Source organism: Flavobacterium sp., from assembly GCF_049590715.1.
Taxonomy (GTDB): domain Bacteria; phylum Bacteroidota; class Bacteroidia; order Flavobacteriales; family Flavobacteriaceae; genus Flavobacterium.
Window position 1 is genome coordinate 1 of sequence record NZ_JBAWDL010000139.1, and the last position, 17641, is coordinate 17641.

Sequence of the window (17641 nt, forward strand, 5' to 3'; positions counted from 1 at the left end):
TTTGAAATATTACTTGTGTTTTGCCACTCTTTGTGGGCACAGGTGAATACCTGCGCTAACTTTAGTGGTTACGAAAAACAAATGTGCGCGATCGGGTATTAAATTGCAACCCCCGCTACCGCAGGAATCCTTTCGTGTGGTTAGTCAATGTGGAGCAGAAATAGCTTTTTTCTACATTAATTTTAAAAGTCTGGTTAGTATTTATTTACTAATCAGATTTTTATGCAAAGTTTTTTTCTTACTATACCTGCATAAGATTGCTAAATCAAGGAATAATACAAAAAGATTCATCCGAGAGCAGAATTTTACAGAATGAGGTGATTAAATACCCTAATCACCTCAAAAAATGACTATATTTGAGGTGATTAATTGTTTTATTCAACTCAAATGAAATACAACTGGCAACTGCCCGATTGGGCAAACTTCACATTCGATGAAACTGCAATAGATTCAATTGTTGTGAATTTTGCTTTAGAAACAGGCGAACTTAAAGGTCTTGTAGACTCATTATCAAATGAAACCCGAAAGGAAACCATCTTGCAATTTATGATATCAGAAGCTATTAAGACTTCAGAAATAGAGGGAGAATTTTTCAGTAGACAAGATGTGATGTCTTCTATAAAAAAGAATTTGGGACATAATGACCATTTTCTTAAAATTAGGAATAAAGAAGCACAAGGTATTGGTAAGTTGATGGTGACTGTACGAAACTCATTTACAGAAAAACTTACAGAAAAAGCTATCAAGCAATGGCATGGAATTCTTATGGAATATTCCAAATATATTTCTGCTGGAGAATACCGAATGGGGACTGAAGCGATGCAAATTGTATCAGGTACTTTTGGTAAAGAAAAAATTCATTTTGAAGCCCTTCCCTCTGATAACGTGCCTTTTGAAATATCTAATTTTATAAAATGGTATAATAAATTTGAATTAAATCCAGAAAATGTTAAAAATGCATTAATTAAAACTTCGATTTCGCATTTGTATTTTGAGAGCATCCATCCATTTGAAGATGGCAACGGAAGAATTGGTAGGGCTATAGCCGAAAAATGCCTTTCAGAATCACTGAATCGACCTGTTTTAATGAGTCTTTCAAGTACAATTGAAAAAAATAAAAAACAATATTACGATTCGTTAAAGCAAGCTCAGCGATCGCTCGAAATTACAGATTGGATTATTTATTTTTCTAAATTGATTTTGGAAAGTCAAAAAAATGCTAAGCAAATCGTACTCTTCACTTTAAGCAAAACTAAATTTATAGACCAATTTAAAAGACAAATGAATGAAAGACAAATAAAGGCCGTTTTGACAATGTTTGAAAGTGGACATACTGGTTTTGAAGGCGGTATGACAGTTATGAAATACTTGTCAATAACAAAAACCTCTAGAGCAACTGCTACAAGAGATTTACAAGATTTAACCGAAAAAAACATTTTCATACCCAGAGGAGAAGGTCGAAATAGAAGATATGATTTAAACTTGTTAGCCTAATAATTAAAGAAAGATTTTATTGGAACAAATTAGAATGCTCTAAAATGCTACTTTTGCATTATGATAAACCCATTCACCGACGAATATTTCATGAAAAAAGCCTTAAACGAAGCCGAAATGGCTTTTGAAAAAGGCGAAATCCCAGTAGGTGCGCTTGTGGTTATCAACGACCGAATTATAGCCCGCTCCCACAATCTAACCGAATTACTCAACGATGTTACCGCTCATGCCGAAATGCAAGCCATCACTGCAGCAGCAAACTTCTTAGGCGGTAAATACCTTAAAGACTGCATACTTTATGTGACTTTAGAACCTTGTCAAATGTGCGCTGGTGCTTTGTACTGGAGTCAAGTTTCTAAAATTGTTTTTGGCGCTAGTGACACGCATCGCGGTTTTGAAAAAATGGGCGGACAATTGCATCCTAAAACAACAGTAGTGCGTGGCGTTCTTGCAGATGAAGCTGCTGACTTAATGAAACGTTTTTTTGCAGCACGCAGGAAGTAGGTTTTACTCGCATACAAATCAGACATACTTGTAAATAGTTGTATTTTTGTAAACAAGTACAAAAAAAAATTTCATATGCTAAAACCAGTTTATACGCTGTTGTGGCCAATAATTTAAAAATTCTGTGGTAGCAATACCACGATAATTTGGAGTTAAACAATCTTACTTTTGTCTCAGGGTATCACGTACATTAATTATTGTACATCCAAAAATTCATTTGAATCCAAGAAGCCTTCGCCTGCGAAAAAAAGATTAGTGAGGAGAAAAAAATAGAATTTCTACAAAGTAGATTTTTGTTTGGTTCCAAAAAATAAAGAATAAATAAGAAAAACCAAAAAACCATTAACAAATTAAGTTTTATTAAGCCCTACACTTAACTTTTCTTAATCCCTTAATGGTTCAAATATTTATTTTTTAAAGCTTATATGTTTAAAATATTTATGCGCAACGCTTATACTAATTTAGCTTTAATCAAATATTCAGCAATTTGAATGGTGTTTGTAGCAGCTCCTTTTCTTAAGTTATCAGCAACAACCCACATATTCAACGTATTTTCTTGGCTTTCGTCACGACGAATACGACCTACGAAAACTTCGTTTTTACCTTCAGCATATTTTGGCATTGGGTAAGTGAAAGTATCTAAGTTATCTTGAACTACTACCCCGTCTGTTTGACTTAAAATAGTACGAACTTCGTTTACGTCAAAATCATTAGTAAACTCCACATTGATTGCTTCACTGTGTCCCCCTACAACTGGTACACGTACTGCAGTAGCCGTTACACGGATGTTATTATCACTTAATATTTTTTTGGTTTCGTTAACCAATTTCATTTCTTCTTTAGTGTATCCGTTGTCTTCAAAACTATCACATTGAGGAATACAGTTGCGGTTGATTTCGTATTTATAAACCATGTCGCCCTTAACACCTGCTACTTCGTTTTCAAATTGTTGTACTGCTTTTACTCCCGTTCCAGTAATAGATTGGTAAGTAGAAATAATCAAACGTTTGATGTTATATTTTTTGTGTAATGGAGCCAAAGCCAAAACCATTTGGATAGTTGAGCAGTTCGGATTAGCAATTATTTTGTCTTCTTTTGTTAATTCAGATGCATTGATTTCAGGTACTACTAATTTTTTAGTAGAATCCATTCTCCAAGCTGAAGAGTTGTCGATTACAGTAGTTCCTGCTTCAGCAAATTTAGGTGCCCAAACCAAAGAAGTTTCACCACCAGCAGAAAACAAAGCAATATCAGCCTTCATATCTACTGCAGTTTGTAATCCTACTACTTTGTATTTTGTTCCTTTGAATTCGATTTCTTTTCCAACTGATTTCTCAGAAGCTACTGGAATTAATTCGGTTACTGGAAAATTTCTTTCCGCTAAAACTTTTAACATAATCTCACCTACCATACCGGTAGCACCTACTACTGCTATTCTCATCGTATATTTTTATTACTGTTGTCTAAATGTGAATTGCAAAAGTAAGTAATATTGAGTTTATAACAAGGATGTTAACAAAAAATAACAAAATGTTTGAAATATAACATTTCAATTATTTTCGAGATGGTATTGAAAAAAATATGGTATTTTTTTGAAGTGAAATGACCCAAAATAAGAAACCCTTACATTCTTGCAAGGGTTTAAAATATTTAAAAAAATCGTTCGATTATTTAGCTTTCATTTTATCAAGAGTATTATTATACCCTTGTCTTACATCTTCTTTCGCTTTTGCAGCATTATTAGCAGCATCTTCTTTCGTTTTGTTAATAGATTCTTTTGCTTCAGTAGCAGTTTCTTTAATTTCAGCTTTTGCTTTATCTGCAGCGGCATCGATTTTATCTGTAGCAGTAGTAGCGTCTTCTTTCACATGTACAGAAAATTGGGAGGCTTTTTCTTTTGCCATTTCCCAACTTGATTTTGCTTTATCTAGCACTTCTTGAGCGGCGGCTTGCGCTACAGCATCACCACTTTTTTTAGCTTCTTCTAGTTTTATAACAGCATCATTGTATGCCATTTCAAGTGCCGTTTCATCATTATCCATCGTTTCATCTACAGTACTGATTTGTTCAGTTTCAGCATTTTCAGATGAATCTTTTTTACAAGAAGCAACAAAAATTAATGCTATAGAAGCCATACTTAAAATCATTTTTTTCATTATATCATTTTTTAAATTTAATGACTTAAACTTACAACTAATTTAAACCGAAACCAATAAAGCTATTTTAAATTTGTTGGGTAGAATTATTTAAATTAATAAAAAAAGAGGATTTATTAGGGCCAAACAAATTGTAACCTAACTGTTAGTCTGAGCTTGTCCAGAACCATTCACATGAAATCACTTAGAGAGGATAAGTGTGACAAAAGAGAACTAACGAAAATAATAAGCGATTATCCCAAACAGGTCACATTTTTAATATTTTTTTGTATTCAATAGGATTGTTTAAGATACTAACTGATTTCTTTACCTCTAAGCTGTTTTTTAAATAATATTGGTACAACCCTTCTTGATATTGGTATCGTTTGATAATTTCATCTAAAAGAAGGTTCTTAATTTCAAGTTTATTTTGGTCTAATTGCTGTTCTTCGCTTTTTTGAAGGGAAGCAAGTAGTTGTTGGTACTCGTTTATAATAGCGGTATCTATTTTTTCTTTTTTGGCTATAGCCAAAGTGTTTTTGAGTGCTATTTCTGTTTCAGTGTTAAAAGCAATGTTTTGAGTTTTTATATAATTTTTAAAATCTTGGTAATTGGCGTCAGAAAAATTAGGAGTTTGATTGTTTTGATTTGGATTTTTATAATAATAAACCGTTGCATAATTAAAAATAACATCATTTTTTAGTAATGCATCCGCAATAGAGCTGGACTTGGTTTCTTCAATTTCAACATCTGGTAAAATACCACCACCATCGTAAACCGTTCTCCCTTTTCGGGTTTTAAAAGCAGTATAATTTTTTTCTTCTGTTCGAACGGCGATACCATTTTTGTCTTTGTGTGCATAATCCAATGCTTGAATACAGCGACCAGAAGGAGTGTAATAGCGAGAAATGGTCACTTTTAGTTGGGTGCTATACGTTAAATCAACGGGTTTTTGCACTAAACCTTTTCCGAAGCTTCGACTCCCCACAACAACGGCACGGTCTAGATCTTGCAAAGCCCCCGAAACAATTTCTGATGCCGAAGCACTTTTACTATTCACAATAATAACCAGTGGTATTTCAGTGTCCACAGGTTCAAAAGCGGTTTTGTACGTGTTGTTGTATTTCTCTATCTTGGATTTAGTGGTTACAATCACTTCGTTTTTTGGCACAAATAAATTGCAAATAGTTACTGCTTCATTCAAAAGTCCTCCGGGGTTTCCTCTCAAATCGAGTACAATTCTTTCAGCTCCTTGTTTTTTTAATTCCAGTAAAGCGTCTTTGGTTTCGTTAGAGGCTTTTTTGTTAAAATGAGCCAAAACAATATACCCCGTTTTGTCATCTATCTTTCCATAAAATGGAACCGACTTGATTTCGACTTCATCCAAAACGATTTTAGCGGTGCTCTTTTTTCCTTGGCGGATCAATTGAACATCAATTTGGGTGTTTTTGGCACCTTTAAAGAGTTGTGAAGCATCTTCTTTGAAATCTGACAATAGTACGTCGCCAATTTGAATAATTTCATCACCAGCTTTAATACCAGCTTTGTCAGCAGGAAAGTTTTTGTAGACTTCTTTAATAATTATTTTGCCTTCTTTACGGGTAATCATCGCACCTATTCCAGTGTACTCACCCGTATTGTTGATTTTGAATTTCATGACATCCTGTTCGTTAAAATAAACGGTATAAGGATCTAAACTAGCTAACATTGCTTTGATCGCTTTGTCCATCAAATCTCCAGGATTTGTTTCGTCAACATAATTGGTGTTTAATTCTTTAAATAGCGTGGTAAAAATTTCAATTTGTTTTGCAACTTCAAAAAAATTGTCTTGAAAGCTTACCCCTACAAATAAAAAGGCGGAAGCAATAGTAGGAATTAAGATTTTCTTTTTAAAATATTTTTGCATTATATTATTTGTTTTTTAGAAATCGGTTGTAAAAAAAATAACTTAGGAACCCAAATAGAATTAGAAACGGCCAGATTGAAATTAGGGCTATAAAAAATCCTGAAAAGCTATTGAAGCCAGATTTTATTGCGTTCCAGATTTTAGTTCCATAGGATTCGGTTGCACCACTTTCTTGTGCTATAGGTTTATAAAATTCTATTGTAATGGTGCTTAACGAAATTTGTTTTTTTAAGTAATTGAGTTGTCCTTGTTTTGCCTCGATTTCTTCACGAATGGCAGAAAGTTGCGCTTCGATTTCTAGTATTTCTGACACCTTATTGGCTTTTTTTAAAAGGTCAAGATATCTGTTTTCGAGTGCTTTCTTTGCGTTTAAGCGGGTGTCAATGTCTATATATTGTGCTGTAACATCTTCTGCCGAAATTTGTTTAGTATCAAAATAAGAAACTCCCTTTGAAATGTTTTGGATAAAAAGGTCAAAGTTTTGACTCGGAATTCTAACAACTAGATTCCTATAAACAGTTTCATTATCCTTACCACTATTGTCATTTTGTATGGAGCCTCCAAGTTCTTTAGCGTTTTTTACAACTTGATTGTAGGTGCTCTCTATGTCTTTAGTTTCAAAACGAAGATTGCCAGTTTTGACGATTTTATGTTGGATTTCGATTGTAGCTTCTTCGGATTTTGCTTGTTTGGGTTGCACTAATGCTATTGCATCAGCTTGTGGTTCGGGAGGTGGTGGAGATTCTAATTTCATCTCTGAGAAATTACTAGTTTCTCCTTCATCTTCAGCATTTTTACAGCCAAAAAGAGAAAACAACAATACAAAACACATCAAGATTGGCTTCATAAGTAAAATGTTTTTATTGCTAAAAATACAAAAAAGGATGCTTATTCTTGTTTTTTTGTTTGCTGAAAGAATTTTTCAAACAACTGAATGGTTTTGGTATTGATTTCTTCAAAACGCAGACGGTCTTTGGACTGGTAAAACAGCATAAACGAATGCGGTTCGTTTAAGTTATCTAATAGTAAGTGTTTGTTGAGACGATATGTTTCTCGAAGGATTCTTTTGAAATAATTTCTATCGACTGCTTTTTTAAAATGTTTTTTTGAAACGGATACACCAATTTGAGTTTTCGTATCTTCGCCCACAACACCAGCAAAATAAACCAATCTTAGCGGATACTTTGAAACCGATTTGCCTTCGGAGAAAAGTAAGCCAATTTTGATTTTACTCTTAAGTTTTTCTTCTTTGGGATATGTAAAGTTCATTTTTTTATTGAAAAAAGCAGTGGTTTTTAGCTCACAAAGGTACAATTAAAGGGTATATTTATTATTGTTTCCGAATTAATTAGCACTAAAAATTTATTTGTTACTTTTGCAAACTAATTTTTTTAGCATGCAAAAAATAATATCCTATCCTATATCCGTAATTTATTATTTATTTTTCGGACTTTTATTGGTTGTATTTCATCCGATACAATGGATTTGTCTACGATTTTTTGGGTATCAAGCGCATAAAAAAAGTGTAGATTATTTGAATTTTTTGTTATTAAAATGTACTAACTTAGTAGGAACAACATATACTATTAAAAATAGAGACCTAATTCCGCAAGGAGTTCCTTTGATTTTTGTTGCAAATCATCAAAGTATGTACGATATTATCGCAATGATTTGGTTTTTGAGGCGATTTCATTGTAAATTTGTAAGTAAGATAGAGTTAGGGAAAGGAATTCCAAGTGTTTCTTTCAATTTACGTCATGGCGGTTCGGTTCTAATTGATAGAAAAGACCCAAAACAAGCCGTTCCCGTAATCAAAGGTTTATCTGAATATATTGAAAAGAATAATCGTTCAGCGGTTATTTTTCCTGAAGGAACAAGAAGCAAAACGGGGAAACCCAAAGAGTTTGCACAAAGCGGTTTGAAGATATTGTGTAAATATGCACCCTCAGCCTATGTCGTTCCAATAAGTATTAATAATTCTTGGAAAATGGTTCGATTTGGTTTTTTTCCTGTTGGTTTAGGAAATCATCTAAGTTTTGAAATGCATACACCAATAAAAGTGAGTGATTATAGTTTTGTGGATTTAATTAAGAAAACAGAACAAGCAATAGTAAAAGGAATACAATTTTAAAATAAATAAAATGTCAATAAAAAATATCAGATTAGAAGTAATGCAGTTCTTAGAGCAAAAAGTAGACAGCTTTGTTGATCAGTATCTAATACCGGTAGAACAAATCTGGCAACCCTCTGATTTTTTACCTAATTCTGAAAGTGACAACTTTCTGGAAGAGGTAAAAGAATTGCGTGAAATATCAAAAGATTTACCATATGATTTTTGGGTATCACTAGTAGGAGATATGATTACCGAAGAAGCTTTACCAACGTATGAAAACTGGTTGATGGAAGTAGAAGGTGTCGATAACCTAGAAAGAAACGGTTGGGCTAAATGGGTTCGCGAATGGACTGGTGAAGAAAACCGTCACGGGGATTTGTTGAACAAATACATTTATCTTTCCGGTCGTGTGAATATGCGTGAAGTCGAAATGACCACACAGCACTTAATCAACGATGGTTTTGATATTGGTACTGGTCGTGATCCATATAAAAACTTTGTTTACACGAGTTTTCAAGAATTAGCAACTTACGTTTCGCATAATAGAGTGTCACAATTAGCAAAAAGTTATGGGGATAAAAAACTCGCTAAAATGTGTAAGATGATCGCTGGTGATGAAATGCGTCACCATCATGCATACAGTCATTTTGTTAGCGAAATTTTCAAAGTAGATCCTAGCGAAATGATGTTAGCTTTTCAATACATGATGAAACAAAAAATTGTGATGCCAGCTCATTTCTTGAGAGAGTCTGGTCAAAAAATTGGAACAGCTTTCGAGCAGTTTTCTGATTCTGCACAACGTATAGGTGTTTATACTGCCAATGATTATGTAGATATTCTACAAAAATTAGTGGAGAAATGGGAAATTGATAAAATTGTTGGCTTGACTGATGAAGCTGAAAAAGCTCGTGATTACTTGATGAAATTGCCAGCGAGAATGGCTAGGGTTTCAGAAAGAATCGTTATTCCAGCTGAATCTCATATCTTTAAATGGGTAGAACCAGCAAGATTGTAATTTTTGATTACCGATTTACCCATTCAAAACTTTTAATAACCGCAGATTAGCTAATGTAATTTAAACCACTTGAAGCGGAATTAGCGCAAATTTTATTCATAATAATTAGAAAATATTTATCTAAAAAGTAAATTTGCGAATCTGAGGTTGTTTTTAAGTCAAAAGTTTTAATTTGAAATTAAACAAAAACATAATGCTGATTTTGAAGTTGTAGAACTTTGAAATCAGCATTTTTATATTAAAAAAGAATAATAATGAGTCAAGATTTAATTAGTAAAACCATCACTTTCGTAAAAGAGAAACTTGCAAATGCCGAAGGGGGTCACGACTGGTTTCATATAGAAAGAGTGTATAAAAATACGCTGTTGATTGCTAAAGAGGAAGAGTGCGATTTAACAGTAGTCAAATTAGGAGCATTGCTTCACGATATAGCCGATAGTAAATTTCATGATGGTGACGAAACGATTGGTCCTAAAACAGCGAGGCTTTTTTTGGAAAAAGAAAATGTGGACGAAGAAACCATTATTCATGTAGTGAACATCATCGAAAATATTTCGTTCAAAGGAGGAAAGGTCGATCCAAATTTTAGTTCGAAAGAATTGGACATAGTACAAGATGCCGACCGTTTAGACGCAATAGGAGCCATTGGGATCGCTAGAGCATTCAATTATGGCGGATTTAAAAACAGAGGCATGTATGACCCTCAAATTGCGCCTAATTTGAATATGACAAAAGAAGAATACAAAAACAGTCAGGCACCAACAATTAATCATTTTTATGAAAAATTATTATTGCTCAAAGATAAAATGAATACCGTTTCTGGAAAAAAAATTGCTGAAGAAAGACACCGTTATATGGAAGGTTTTCTATCACAATTTTATGCGGAATGGGAAGGGGAGAAATAATGATTTATGAATGAAGATTAACGATTTTTGATTGCTGATTGAAATCAAAAAATCGTTAATCAAAAATCTACAATCTTAAATTAATCCTTTTTCCTTCATCTCAATAATCACATCCGACGCACTTTTGAAAGTAGGTGCTTGCTCAATAATACTTGCGACTCTTTTTTTATTGAGTTTAAAAGTAATATCATTTTCGGTCGTGAATAATAAGGCTGTCAAAAACGGATTGTTTAAATAGGGCGACAGAAAAGTGAAGGTTTCTTCTAGGGAATGAAAACTTTCAATTTCTTCGGTTTTGTAACGTGCTATGCATGACATTTGAAAAGTATCATCTTCCGTTAGAACGGGTCTTACGTAAATGTTTTTTAATTCAGTATCGCCGATGGTTTTGGCTAGAGTTAGTTTAGCATAAGTTCCATTTTGGATGCTTTCAGTTACTTTTTGCCAAAATTCTACAAATAAGGGTTGGAAGGACATAATTTCTATTATAATTTAAGTAACCTATTAAGGCGCTAAGGTACTAAGTTTCTAAGATTAAAAAGTTTCTGTTTGCAAAAACCTTCGTATCTAAGAGTCTTAGCTTCTTAGTACCTATAATCTAATTATTCACCAGTAAATACTGCTTTTCTTTTTTCTAAAAAGGCAGTTGTTCCTTCTTTGAAATCGTTCGTTCCAAAACATTTCCCAAAGGATTTTATTTCGGTATCAAAACCATTTACGCCTTCTTTGAAGTTAGCATTAATGGCATTAATTGCTTTGCTGATGGCAAGAGGGGCATTTTGGATGATTTTTTGAGCGATGCTTTCGCAAAAAGGAATCAATTCGTTTTGTGGAACAATATGGTTTACAAGTCCAATTCTATGAGCTTCATCTGCGGGAATCATTCCTGCGGTCAAAATCATTTCCATAGCACGACCTTTCCCAACTAATTGTGGCAGACGTTGAGTGCCTCCATAACCAGGAATTAAACCTAGAGTAACTTCGGGTAAACCCATTTTAGCATTATCAGAAGCAATTCTGAAATGGCATGCCATAGCTAATTCTAGTCCGCCACCTAACGCAAAACCGTTAATCGCTGCAATAACTGGGGTTCTTAGATTTTCAACAAAATTAAAAAGGGAATCTTGTCCTTGAGCAGCTAGTTTCGCACCTTCTTCAACTGAAAAATCGGCAAATTCTGAAATGTCAGCACCTGCTACAAAGGCTTTTTCGCCACTTCCTGTCAACAAAATAACCCTGATTTCAGGATTGTTTTCTAATGCTAAAAAGGCAAGATGCAGTTCTTGAATGGTTTCTTTGTTTAAAGCATTTAATTTTGAAGGACGATTTATAGTTAGCGACGCTATGCTTTTATCAAAAGTAACTAGAATGTTTTCGTAGCTCATAATAATTATTTTAAGAATGAATAATAGGAAGCGAGACCGTAAATTGTGTTCCTTGACCATAGGTTGACTCAAAGGTAATCGTTCCTTTGTAATTTTCAATGATGTTTTTGATAATACCTAGACCTAATCCCATTCCGCTGCTCTTAGTCGTAAATTTAGGTTCGAAAATCCTGGGGAAGTCTTCAGGTTTGATTCCTTTTCCGTTATCTTTTACTATGATCAAAACATGGTCATTTTCTTTTTTTACAGTTACAAAAACCGTTTTGTTCTCTTGTTCTTCAGAAATAGACTGAATGGCATTTTTTACTAAATTAGTCACAATCCGAATTAATTGTGTACGATCAATTTTCGAAATAACCTCTGGAGATTCTGCGTTAAAAATAATTTGGTTTTCATTGAAAATATCCAACGTCAACTCAACCACTTCAACCACATTCAGTGTCTCATTTTGTTGTGCTGGCATCGAAGCAAAATTTGAAAAGGCGGATGCCACTGCGCTCATCGTATCGATTTGTTGAATTAAAGTATCGGAGTAGTCCTTCATCTTTTGTTGGATTTCAGGATCATTTTGATCAAACCGCCGTTGAAAACTCTGTACGGTCAATCGCATAGGAGTTAATGGATTTTTAATTTCGTGAGCGACTTGTTTGGCCATTTCACGCCAAGCTTCTTCTCTTTCGCTTTGTGCTAATTTGACAGCACTAATTTCGAGTTCATCCACCATTCGGTTATACCCCGCGATTAATGCATTAATCTCTTTACTACTGGCTTCTAAAACAATTTTTTTATTCTTTTGGTTCAAACTGGTTTCATATAATTTGTCAGAAATCGTTTTAAGAGATTTGGTGATATAAGAAGATAGGAAATAAGCTAATGCAAAAGCAACAAGCAACATAAAAGAATATACTTGTCCTAGCCGAATTAAAAAGCTATTTAATTCTTTGTCATAGTAACCATCATCCTCTAAGTAGGGAAGGTTTAGTATTCCTAAAGGCTTGAATTTGTCATCTTTTATCTGTGTGAAAGAAGAGCGGTTTTTAGTACCATTAATGGTTTTTATATCTACATATCGTTTTTCAATAGAGGAACGCACTAATTTTAAAATGTATTTAGGAATAGGCAACGCCGATTTATCAACAGAAAAAGATTCTTTGGAGGACTTTAATAAAATCCCATCCAGACTATAGATATTAATTTCAATATTATGGATATGCGCTAATTCATGTATTTTGTCCTTGAATATCAAATCGAGATTCTCAGTTGTAAGCGGATATGTAGTCGTAGAAAGCACATAATTAATGTGTTCTCTTACCGCATTTTCTTTGCGTTCTAAACGTTCTTGATGGTATTCTTTGGCTTCGTTTTTAAACTGAATAATAGAGATAGATGCTAATAAAACAGAAGCGACAATAATAACCACAATCATCGAAAGAAAAATCCGAATGCGTAGCGATAGCATGGTTATTTTGAAGTTTTTCAGCATGTTTTTTTTAAGTTGTGTGTTAGGGGGGTTATGAGTCTATGCGTATAGCTCATTGTGAAAAAAAAAGAGTTTTAATAATTGATTGGTTTGCTAACTTTTAAGCAAAACAAACGTGTAACTCCTAACCTAATAACTCATAACTTTCCCTTTTCCCTTATTCTTTTATAAAATTTGAATCCCAGCATAATCAATACGGAAAACAACATGATCCCGATTACACCATAAATCCAATTTACGGCATTTTTTAATACCACCAAAAATACGACTGCAAAAAGTATGATGGTGGCTCCTTCATTCCACAAACGCATAAAATTAGTGGTGTATTTGACATCATCCTTTTGTAATTGCTTGAATATTTGGTGGCATTTTCCGTGGTACAAGTACAGCACAAAAACAAAGCCAAGTTTCACGTGCATCCAAGGCATTTGCAACCAAGAATTCCCTAATGGAGTAAATAACAACATCCAAAAAGCAAAAAAACTGGCTAATATTGCCGATGGCCAAGTGATAATATACCACAATCGATAGGTCATGATTTTGTATTGCTTTTGCAAAATTTCTTTTTCTGGTGATGGTTTGTCATTGGCTTCAATTTGGTACACAAACAAGCGGACTATATAAAAAAGTCCAGCAAACCAAGTGATGACAAAGATGAGGTGTAGGGATTTAAGGTAGTTGTAGTATTCCATTAATTCGTTTCTGTATTTGGATTTTGCAATATTTTTTCGAATTCTTGTTCTGTTGGGAGGTATTTCGCAATACCTTTGGGTAATTGATGGTAGTTATAAGTAGCAACTCCAATGGGTTTATTTGCCATTTCTAAAGCGTATTCGACGGTTAGTTTGCTTTTAGTTTTACAAAGTAAAATACCTATACTTTGATTGTCTTCGGGATATTTAATTGTTTTGTCTAATAGCTGTAAATACCAATTCAGTTGTTGGCTGTGTTCAGGTTTGAATTCGGTCGTTTTAAGTTCAATTGCAATCATCGATTTTAATTTTCGATGATAAAAGAGTATATCAATAAAATATTCTTTTTCGTCTAATTCTAATCGAAATTGTCTTCCCATAAAGGCAAAATCATTCCCAAATTGACCCAGTGTTTTTGTTATATTATTTACAATTGCATTTTCTAATTCTCTTTCGGAATGAATATCTTCTAAATTTAAAAAAGACAAATTGTATTCATCTTTAAATTCTAAACGATAATCAATTAACTTTTTTTCTTCTATTGTCTTTGGGAAATTATTTTGAAAATCATTAATTTTAGTAAAACTATCAAATTTTATTTCTTCTTCTAATACAGCTCTACTCCATCCTCTTTCCTGACATTTCAGAAGATAAAAAGTCCTCTTTTCAGAATCTTTTACCTTTGAAAAAATCACATTGCTATGACCCCAAGGAATTTTGGACACAGCTTGTGTCCAAATTGAATTATTTTTTACCTCTTCAAAAATAAGTTTCATTCGTCTTAAATTCCGTGGAGAAAAACCTTTTACCCCAGTATATTCAGCTCGCAAATCTCGTGATATATGGTCAACAATACCTTCTCCCCAACCTAATTCTAATTTTTCAGATATTACTTTGCCAAAGTCGAGATACATTAAAATCATCTCAGTATTTACAAGTGATAAGCTTTTATAGTGAGCGAGTTTAATTCGTTCTTTTAACTCTAGTAACGTTTGATGATAGTTTGAGGGTAACTGTTCCATTGTTGTTGTTTAAAAGTTTCAAGTTTCAGGTTTCAAGTTGCATGACGAACCTGACCTTAAACTTGAAACAAATTTTTTACTTCGCCCAATCATTAATCCAATTACTAACGGTTTGACACCAATCGTCCCCATCATTCAAGCAAGGAATTGCCATGAAATCCTCGCCTCCATTTTCTTCAAATTCTTCTTTGGCACGCATCGCAATTTCTTCTAGTGTTTCTAGGCAATCCGAAACAAAAGCAGGTGTGACTACTGCTAGTTTTTTGATGCCTTTTGCGGGCATTTTGTTGATTTCAATATCAGTATATGGTTCTAACCATTTGTCTCCAGCTAATCGAGATTGAAAAGTCAAACTGTATTTATCTTTTGGAATTCCTAATTTTTCTATTACTAATCTTGTAGTTTCATAACATTGATGACGGTAACAAAAATCGTGTGCTGGCGAAGGTGTGTTACAACAGGAACCGTCAATTTTACAATGTGATTTGGTAATGTCCGTTTTACGAATGTGGCGTTCTGGGATTCCATGATACGAAAACACTAAATGGTCGTAATCAAAACCTTCTAAATGCTTTTTCATCGAATCAGCTAGGTTTTGAATATAATCAGGTTTGTTGTAAAATGCAGGAACATCCGTAAAGGTCATTTGAGGAAATTTCTTTTTGCGAATTTCTTCCGCTTTTACTAAAATCGTTAAGGTTGATGCCATGGCATACTGCGGATACAAAGGAAAAAGCAATACTTCGGTAACTCCTTTATCGTGTAGTTCTTGTAAACCTTTTTCGATGGTCATCGTGCCATAGCGCATGGATAAAGCAACAGGAACAGTAACTAAGGGTTGTACTTTTTTTTGCATTCTTTCAGAAAGAACTACCAATGGTGAGCCTTCATCCCACCAAATTTTTGCGTAAGCATGTGCCGATTCTTCTGGTCTTTTTCTCAAAATGAGACCGCGAACTAAGAAGGCACGTAACAAAAACGGAACGTCAATGACGAATTTATCCATTAAAAATTCGTCTAAATAGGGTTTTACATCCTTTGGTGTTGGGCTTTCGGGGGAGCCTAGATTTACTAGTAATACGCCTTTCATTTGCAAGTATTTTTGTTTTTTAATTTTCGTCAAAAGTATAAAAAGCAACTTTTTAGAAATATGATAATTGTTATTTTTTACTGATACTTTTATATGTAAAACTAATGATAGGTTACATGGTTGTGTTAATAGACATCAAATATTTTTTTGGCGTTGTGCCAAATTTCTTTTTGAATGCGGCTATAAAATGACTTCCGGTGCTGTAGCCTATTTTCAATCCCACTTCGTTTACATTATAAGAACCGCTATCGAGTAATTTTCGAGCCGAATCCATTTTGTAATCAAATAGAAAACCATAAACGGTATCGCCATAAATTTGCTTAAAACCCATTTTAAGTTTTTTTAAATTCAATCCTACTTGATCTGCTAATTCTTGTAAACCTGGTGGTTCAGCCATATTGGCGAGGATGATTTCTTTGGCTTTTCGTATTTTAAGAACATTGTCTTCATCGGTTAGGAAGGGACATTGCTCCGCATTAGGATCTTCAGTTCGGTTAAAATACAAACTCAATAATTCGTATCCTTTCCCTTTATAATATAAATTTTTTATCGAAGGATGAAGGTTGTAGTGAAACAACTGACTCAATACAATTGCCATTGAAGGGCTTATCTTTCCTTCGTTATAATATTTTTTGTCTTTGTTATCGCCACTCAGAAAAGTGATGTAATCTGCTTCGGCAGAAAATAAAGCATGAAATTTCTTGATAGAAACAATCAATGAAATTACCCATGAATTAGGTGCCAATTCTAAATTAAGAGGCAATTCTTTCTGGGGGTTGTATAATAACAAGGATTTCTCTTCTTTTAATTCTAAGGTGTAATTCCCTTGATTGAAGATGAATTTAGCATTTCCTTTGAGGCCAAAGTGAAATTGAATTAGTCCACTACTAACTTCTCGTTGTGCAAAAAATGGTTCAGAACCATCATTTTGAAAGCGAATTAATATAAAATCATCTTCAATTTTTATAATTTCTTGCGAACCCATAGCGACATTTTTTTATTAAAAGGATGATAAAAATCAGCTTTTATTATTTAGAATGACTCTAAACAGATTTGTTGTTATTGGCTGATTTCAGTACAAAAATAGAATAATTTAAACAAAATATAGGGTTTGGTGTTAAAAAAACATACAGCGACACAAAAAGAACTTCTAGCGTTACTTTTATCGATACTATAGTAATAATTTTGTTGCACTTTCTTTTGAAAAGGCAATTTATGGAAAAAAACATAACATCAAAGCATCATTATTTTTACGCAGTAGGACTAAGCTATAAAAAAGCGGATGCTGAAACTAGAGGTAGATTTAGTTTAGATGCTGTTGCCAAAACACAATTACTAGAGCAAGCTAAAGCCGAAGGCATAGAAAGCTTAGTAGTAACTTCTACTTGTAATCGTACCGAAATATATGGTTTTGCTGAACACCCTTTTCAGTTAATCAAATTGATTTGTGAAAACAGTCAAGGAAGCGTTGAGGAATTTCAAAGGGTGGGTTTTGTTTATAAAAGCCAAGAAGCCATCAATCATATTTTCAGAGTGGGTACAGGTTTAGATAGCCAAATTCTGGGTGATTTTGAAATTATATCCCAAATAAAAACCAGTTTTATTCATGCAAAAGCATTAGGACTGGTTAATAATTTCATGGAAAGATTAGTCAATGCTGTTATTCAAGCCAGTAAAAAAATCAAAACAAATACCGAAATCAGTTCAGGGGCAACTTCTGTTTCCTTTGCCTCTGTGCAATACATTATCAAAAATGTTGAGGACATTGGTAACAAAAATATTCTGCTTTTCGGAACAGGGAAAATCGGTAGAAATACCTGTGAAAATTTGGTCAAACATACCAAAAACGAGCATATCACACTGATTAATAGAACTAAAGACAAAGCTGAAAAACTAGCAG

At 33.6% G+C, this 17641-nt stretch carries 18 protein-coding genes; 6 read left to right on the plus strand and 12 right to left on the minus strand.

What is annotated here, in order from left to right; genetic code table 11:
- Positions 1-387 precede the first annotated feature (387 nt).
- Together WBQ70_RS06440 and WBQ70_RS06445 are read left to right on the plus strand one after the other, a co-directional pair.
- Positions 388-1494, plus strand: coding sequence for a Fic family protein (locus WBQ70_RS06440; RefSeq protein ID WP_423911924.1), 1107 nt, complete (start codon positions 388-390; stop codon positions 1492-1494).
- A 60-nt stretch (positions 1495-1554) separates the two neighbouring features.
- Positions 1555-1998 carry a nucleoside deaminase gene (locus WBQ70_RS06445; RefSeq protein ID WP_423911926.1) on the plus strand — a complete coding sequence of 148 codons (444 nt, stop codon included), beginning with the start codon at positions 1555-1557 and terminating at the stop codon, positions 1996-1998.
- Between the two features lie 451 nt (positions 1999-2449).
- Here WBQ70_RS06445 and WBQ70_RS06450 read toward each other — a convergent pair whose 3' ends face one another.
- The 5 genes from WBQ70_RS06450 to WBQ70_RS06470 form a co-directional block, all read right to left on the minus strand.
- On the minus strand, positions 2450-3439 hold the full coding sequence (locus WBQ70_RS06450) for an aspartate-semialdehyde dehydrogenase (protein ID WP_423911928.1): 990 nt from the start codon (positions 3437-3439) through the stop codon (positions 2450-2452).
- A 226-nt stretch (positions 3440-3665) separates the two neighbouring features.
- Entirely contained in the window at positions 3666-4154 is a 489-nt protein-coding gene (locus WBQ70_RS06455) for a hypothetical protein (RefSeq protein WP_423911929.1), read from the minus strand.
- Between the two features lie 247 nt (positions 4155-4401).
- Positions 4402-6039, minus strand: coding sequence for a S41 family peptidase (locus WBQ70_RS06460; RefSeq protein WP_423911932.1), 1638 nt, complete (start codon positions 6037-6039; stop codon positions 4402-4404).
- A 4-nt stretch (positions 6040-6043) separates the two neighbouring features.
- Entirely contained in the window at positions 6044-6886 is an 843-nt protein-coding gene (locus WBQ70_RS06465) for a DUF4349 domain-containing protein (RefSeq protein WP_423911934.1), read from the minus strand.
- Positions 6887-6927: 41 nt separating this feature from the next.
- Entirely contained in the window at positions 6928-7308 is a 381-nt protein-coding gene (locus WBQ70_RS06470) for a ribonuclease P protein component (RefSeq protein ID WP_423911936.1), read from the minus strand.
- Positions 7309-7435: 127 nt separating this feature from the next.
- Between WBQ70_RS06470 and WBQ70_RS06475 the strand changes: the two genes are divergently transcribed.
- The 3 genes from WBQ70_RS06475 to WBQ70_RS06485 all read left to right on the plus strand — a co-directional run bounded on the left by WBQ70_RS06475 (position 7436) and on the right by WBQ70_RS06485 (position 10072).
- Positions 7436-8170, plus strand: coding sequence for a lysophospholipid acyltransferase family protein (locus WBQ70_RS06475; RefSeq protein ID WP_423911939.1), 735 nt, complete (start codon positions 7436-7438; stop codon positions 8168-8170).
- A gap of 10 nt (positions 8171-8180) precedes the next feature.
- Positions 8181-9167 (plus strand): acyl-ACP desaturase, encoded by a 987-nt coding sequence (locus tag WBQ70_RS06480; protein WP_423911942.1) that lies wholly within the window; start codon positions 8181-8183, stop codon positions 9165-9167.
- Positions 9168-9421: 254 nt separating this feature from the next.
- A complete protein-coding gene (locus tag WBQ70_RS06485) occupies positions 9422-10072 on the plus strand; it encodes an HD domain-containing protein (protein ID WP_423911945.1) in 651 nt (216 codons plus the stop codon).
- Between the two features lie 75 nt (positions 10073-10147).
- On the opposite strand, the gene WBQ70_RS06490 is transcribed toward WBQ70_RS06485, so the two are convergent.
- The 7 genes from WBQ70_RS06490 to WBQ70_RS06520 all read right to left on the minus strand — a co-directional run bounded on the left by WBQ70_RS06490 (position 10148) and on the right by WBQ70_RS06520 (position 16726).
- Positions 10148-10549 carry a hypothetical protein gene (locus WBQ70_RS06490; RefSeq protein ID WP_423911947.1) on the minus strand — a complete coding sequence of 134 codons (402 nt, stop codon included), beginning with the start codon at positions 10547-10549 and terminating at the stop codon, positions 10148-10150.
- 125 nt (positions 10550-10674) lie between these two features.
- Positions 10675-11457: an enoyl-CoA hydratase/isomerase family protein gene (locus WBQ70_RS06495; protein ID WP_423911949.1), complete on the minus strand. Its 783-nt coding sequence runs from the start codon at positions 11455-11457 to the stop codon at positions 10675-10677.
- A gap of 10 nt (positions 11458-11467) precedes the next feature.
- Positions 11468-12883 (minus strand): sensor histidine kinase, encoded by a 1416-nt coding sequence (locus tag WBQ70_RS06500; protein ID WP_423911963.1) that lies wholly within the window; start codon positions 12881-12883, stop codon positions 11468-11470.
- Between the two features lie 191 nt (positions 12884-13074).
- The gene (locus tag WBQ70_RS06505; RefSeq protein ID WP_423911951.1) at positions 13075-13629 is read right to left on the minus strand and encodes a CopD family protein; all 555 of its coding nucleotides are present in this window, start codon (positions 13627-13629) and stop codon (positions 13075-13077) included.
- Entirely contained in the window at positions 13629-14651 is a 1023-nt protein-coding gene (locus tag WBQ70_RS06510) for a PDDEXK nuclease domain-containing protein (protein WP_423911953.1), read from the minus strand. The genes WBQ70_RS06505 and WBQ70_RS06510 overlap by 1 nt, the downstream gene beginning before the upstream one ends.
- A 76-nt stretch (positions 14652-14727) precedes the next feature.
- On the minus strand, positions 14728-15741 hold the full coding sequence (gene hemH, locus WBQ70_RS06515) for a ferrochelatase (RefSeq protein ID WP_423911955.1): 1014 nt from the start codon (positions 15739-15741) through the stop codon (positions 14728-14730).
- 112 nt (positions 15742-15853) lie between these two features.
- Positions 15854-16726 (minus strand): helix-turn-helix domain-containing protein, encoded by an 873-nt coding sequence (locus WBQ70_RS06520; protein WP_423911958.1) that lies wholly within the window; start codon positions 16724-16726, stop codon positions 15854-15856.
- Between the two features lie 230 nt (positions 16727-16956).
- On the opposite strand from WBQ70_RS06520, the gene WBQ70_RS06525 reads away from it, so the two are divergent.
- On the plus strand, positions 16957-17641 hold a 685-nt coding region (locus WBQ70_RS06525), incomplete at its 3' end, for a glutamyl-tRNA reductase (RefSeq protein WP_423911960.1).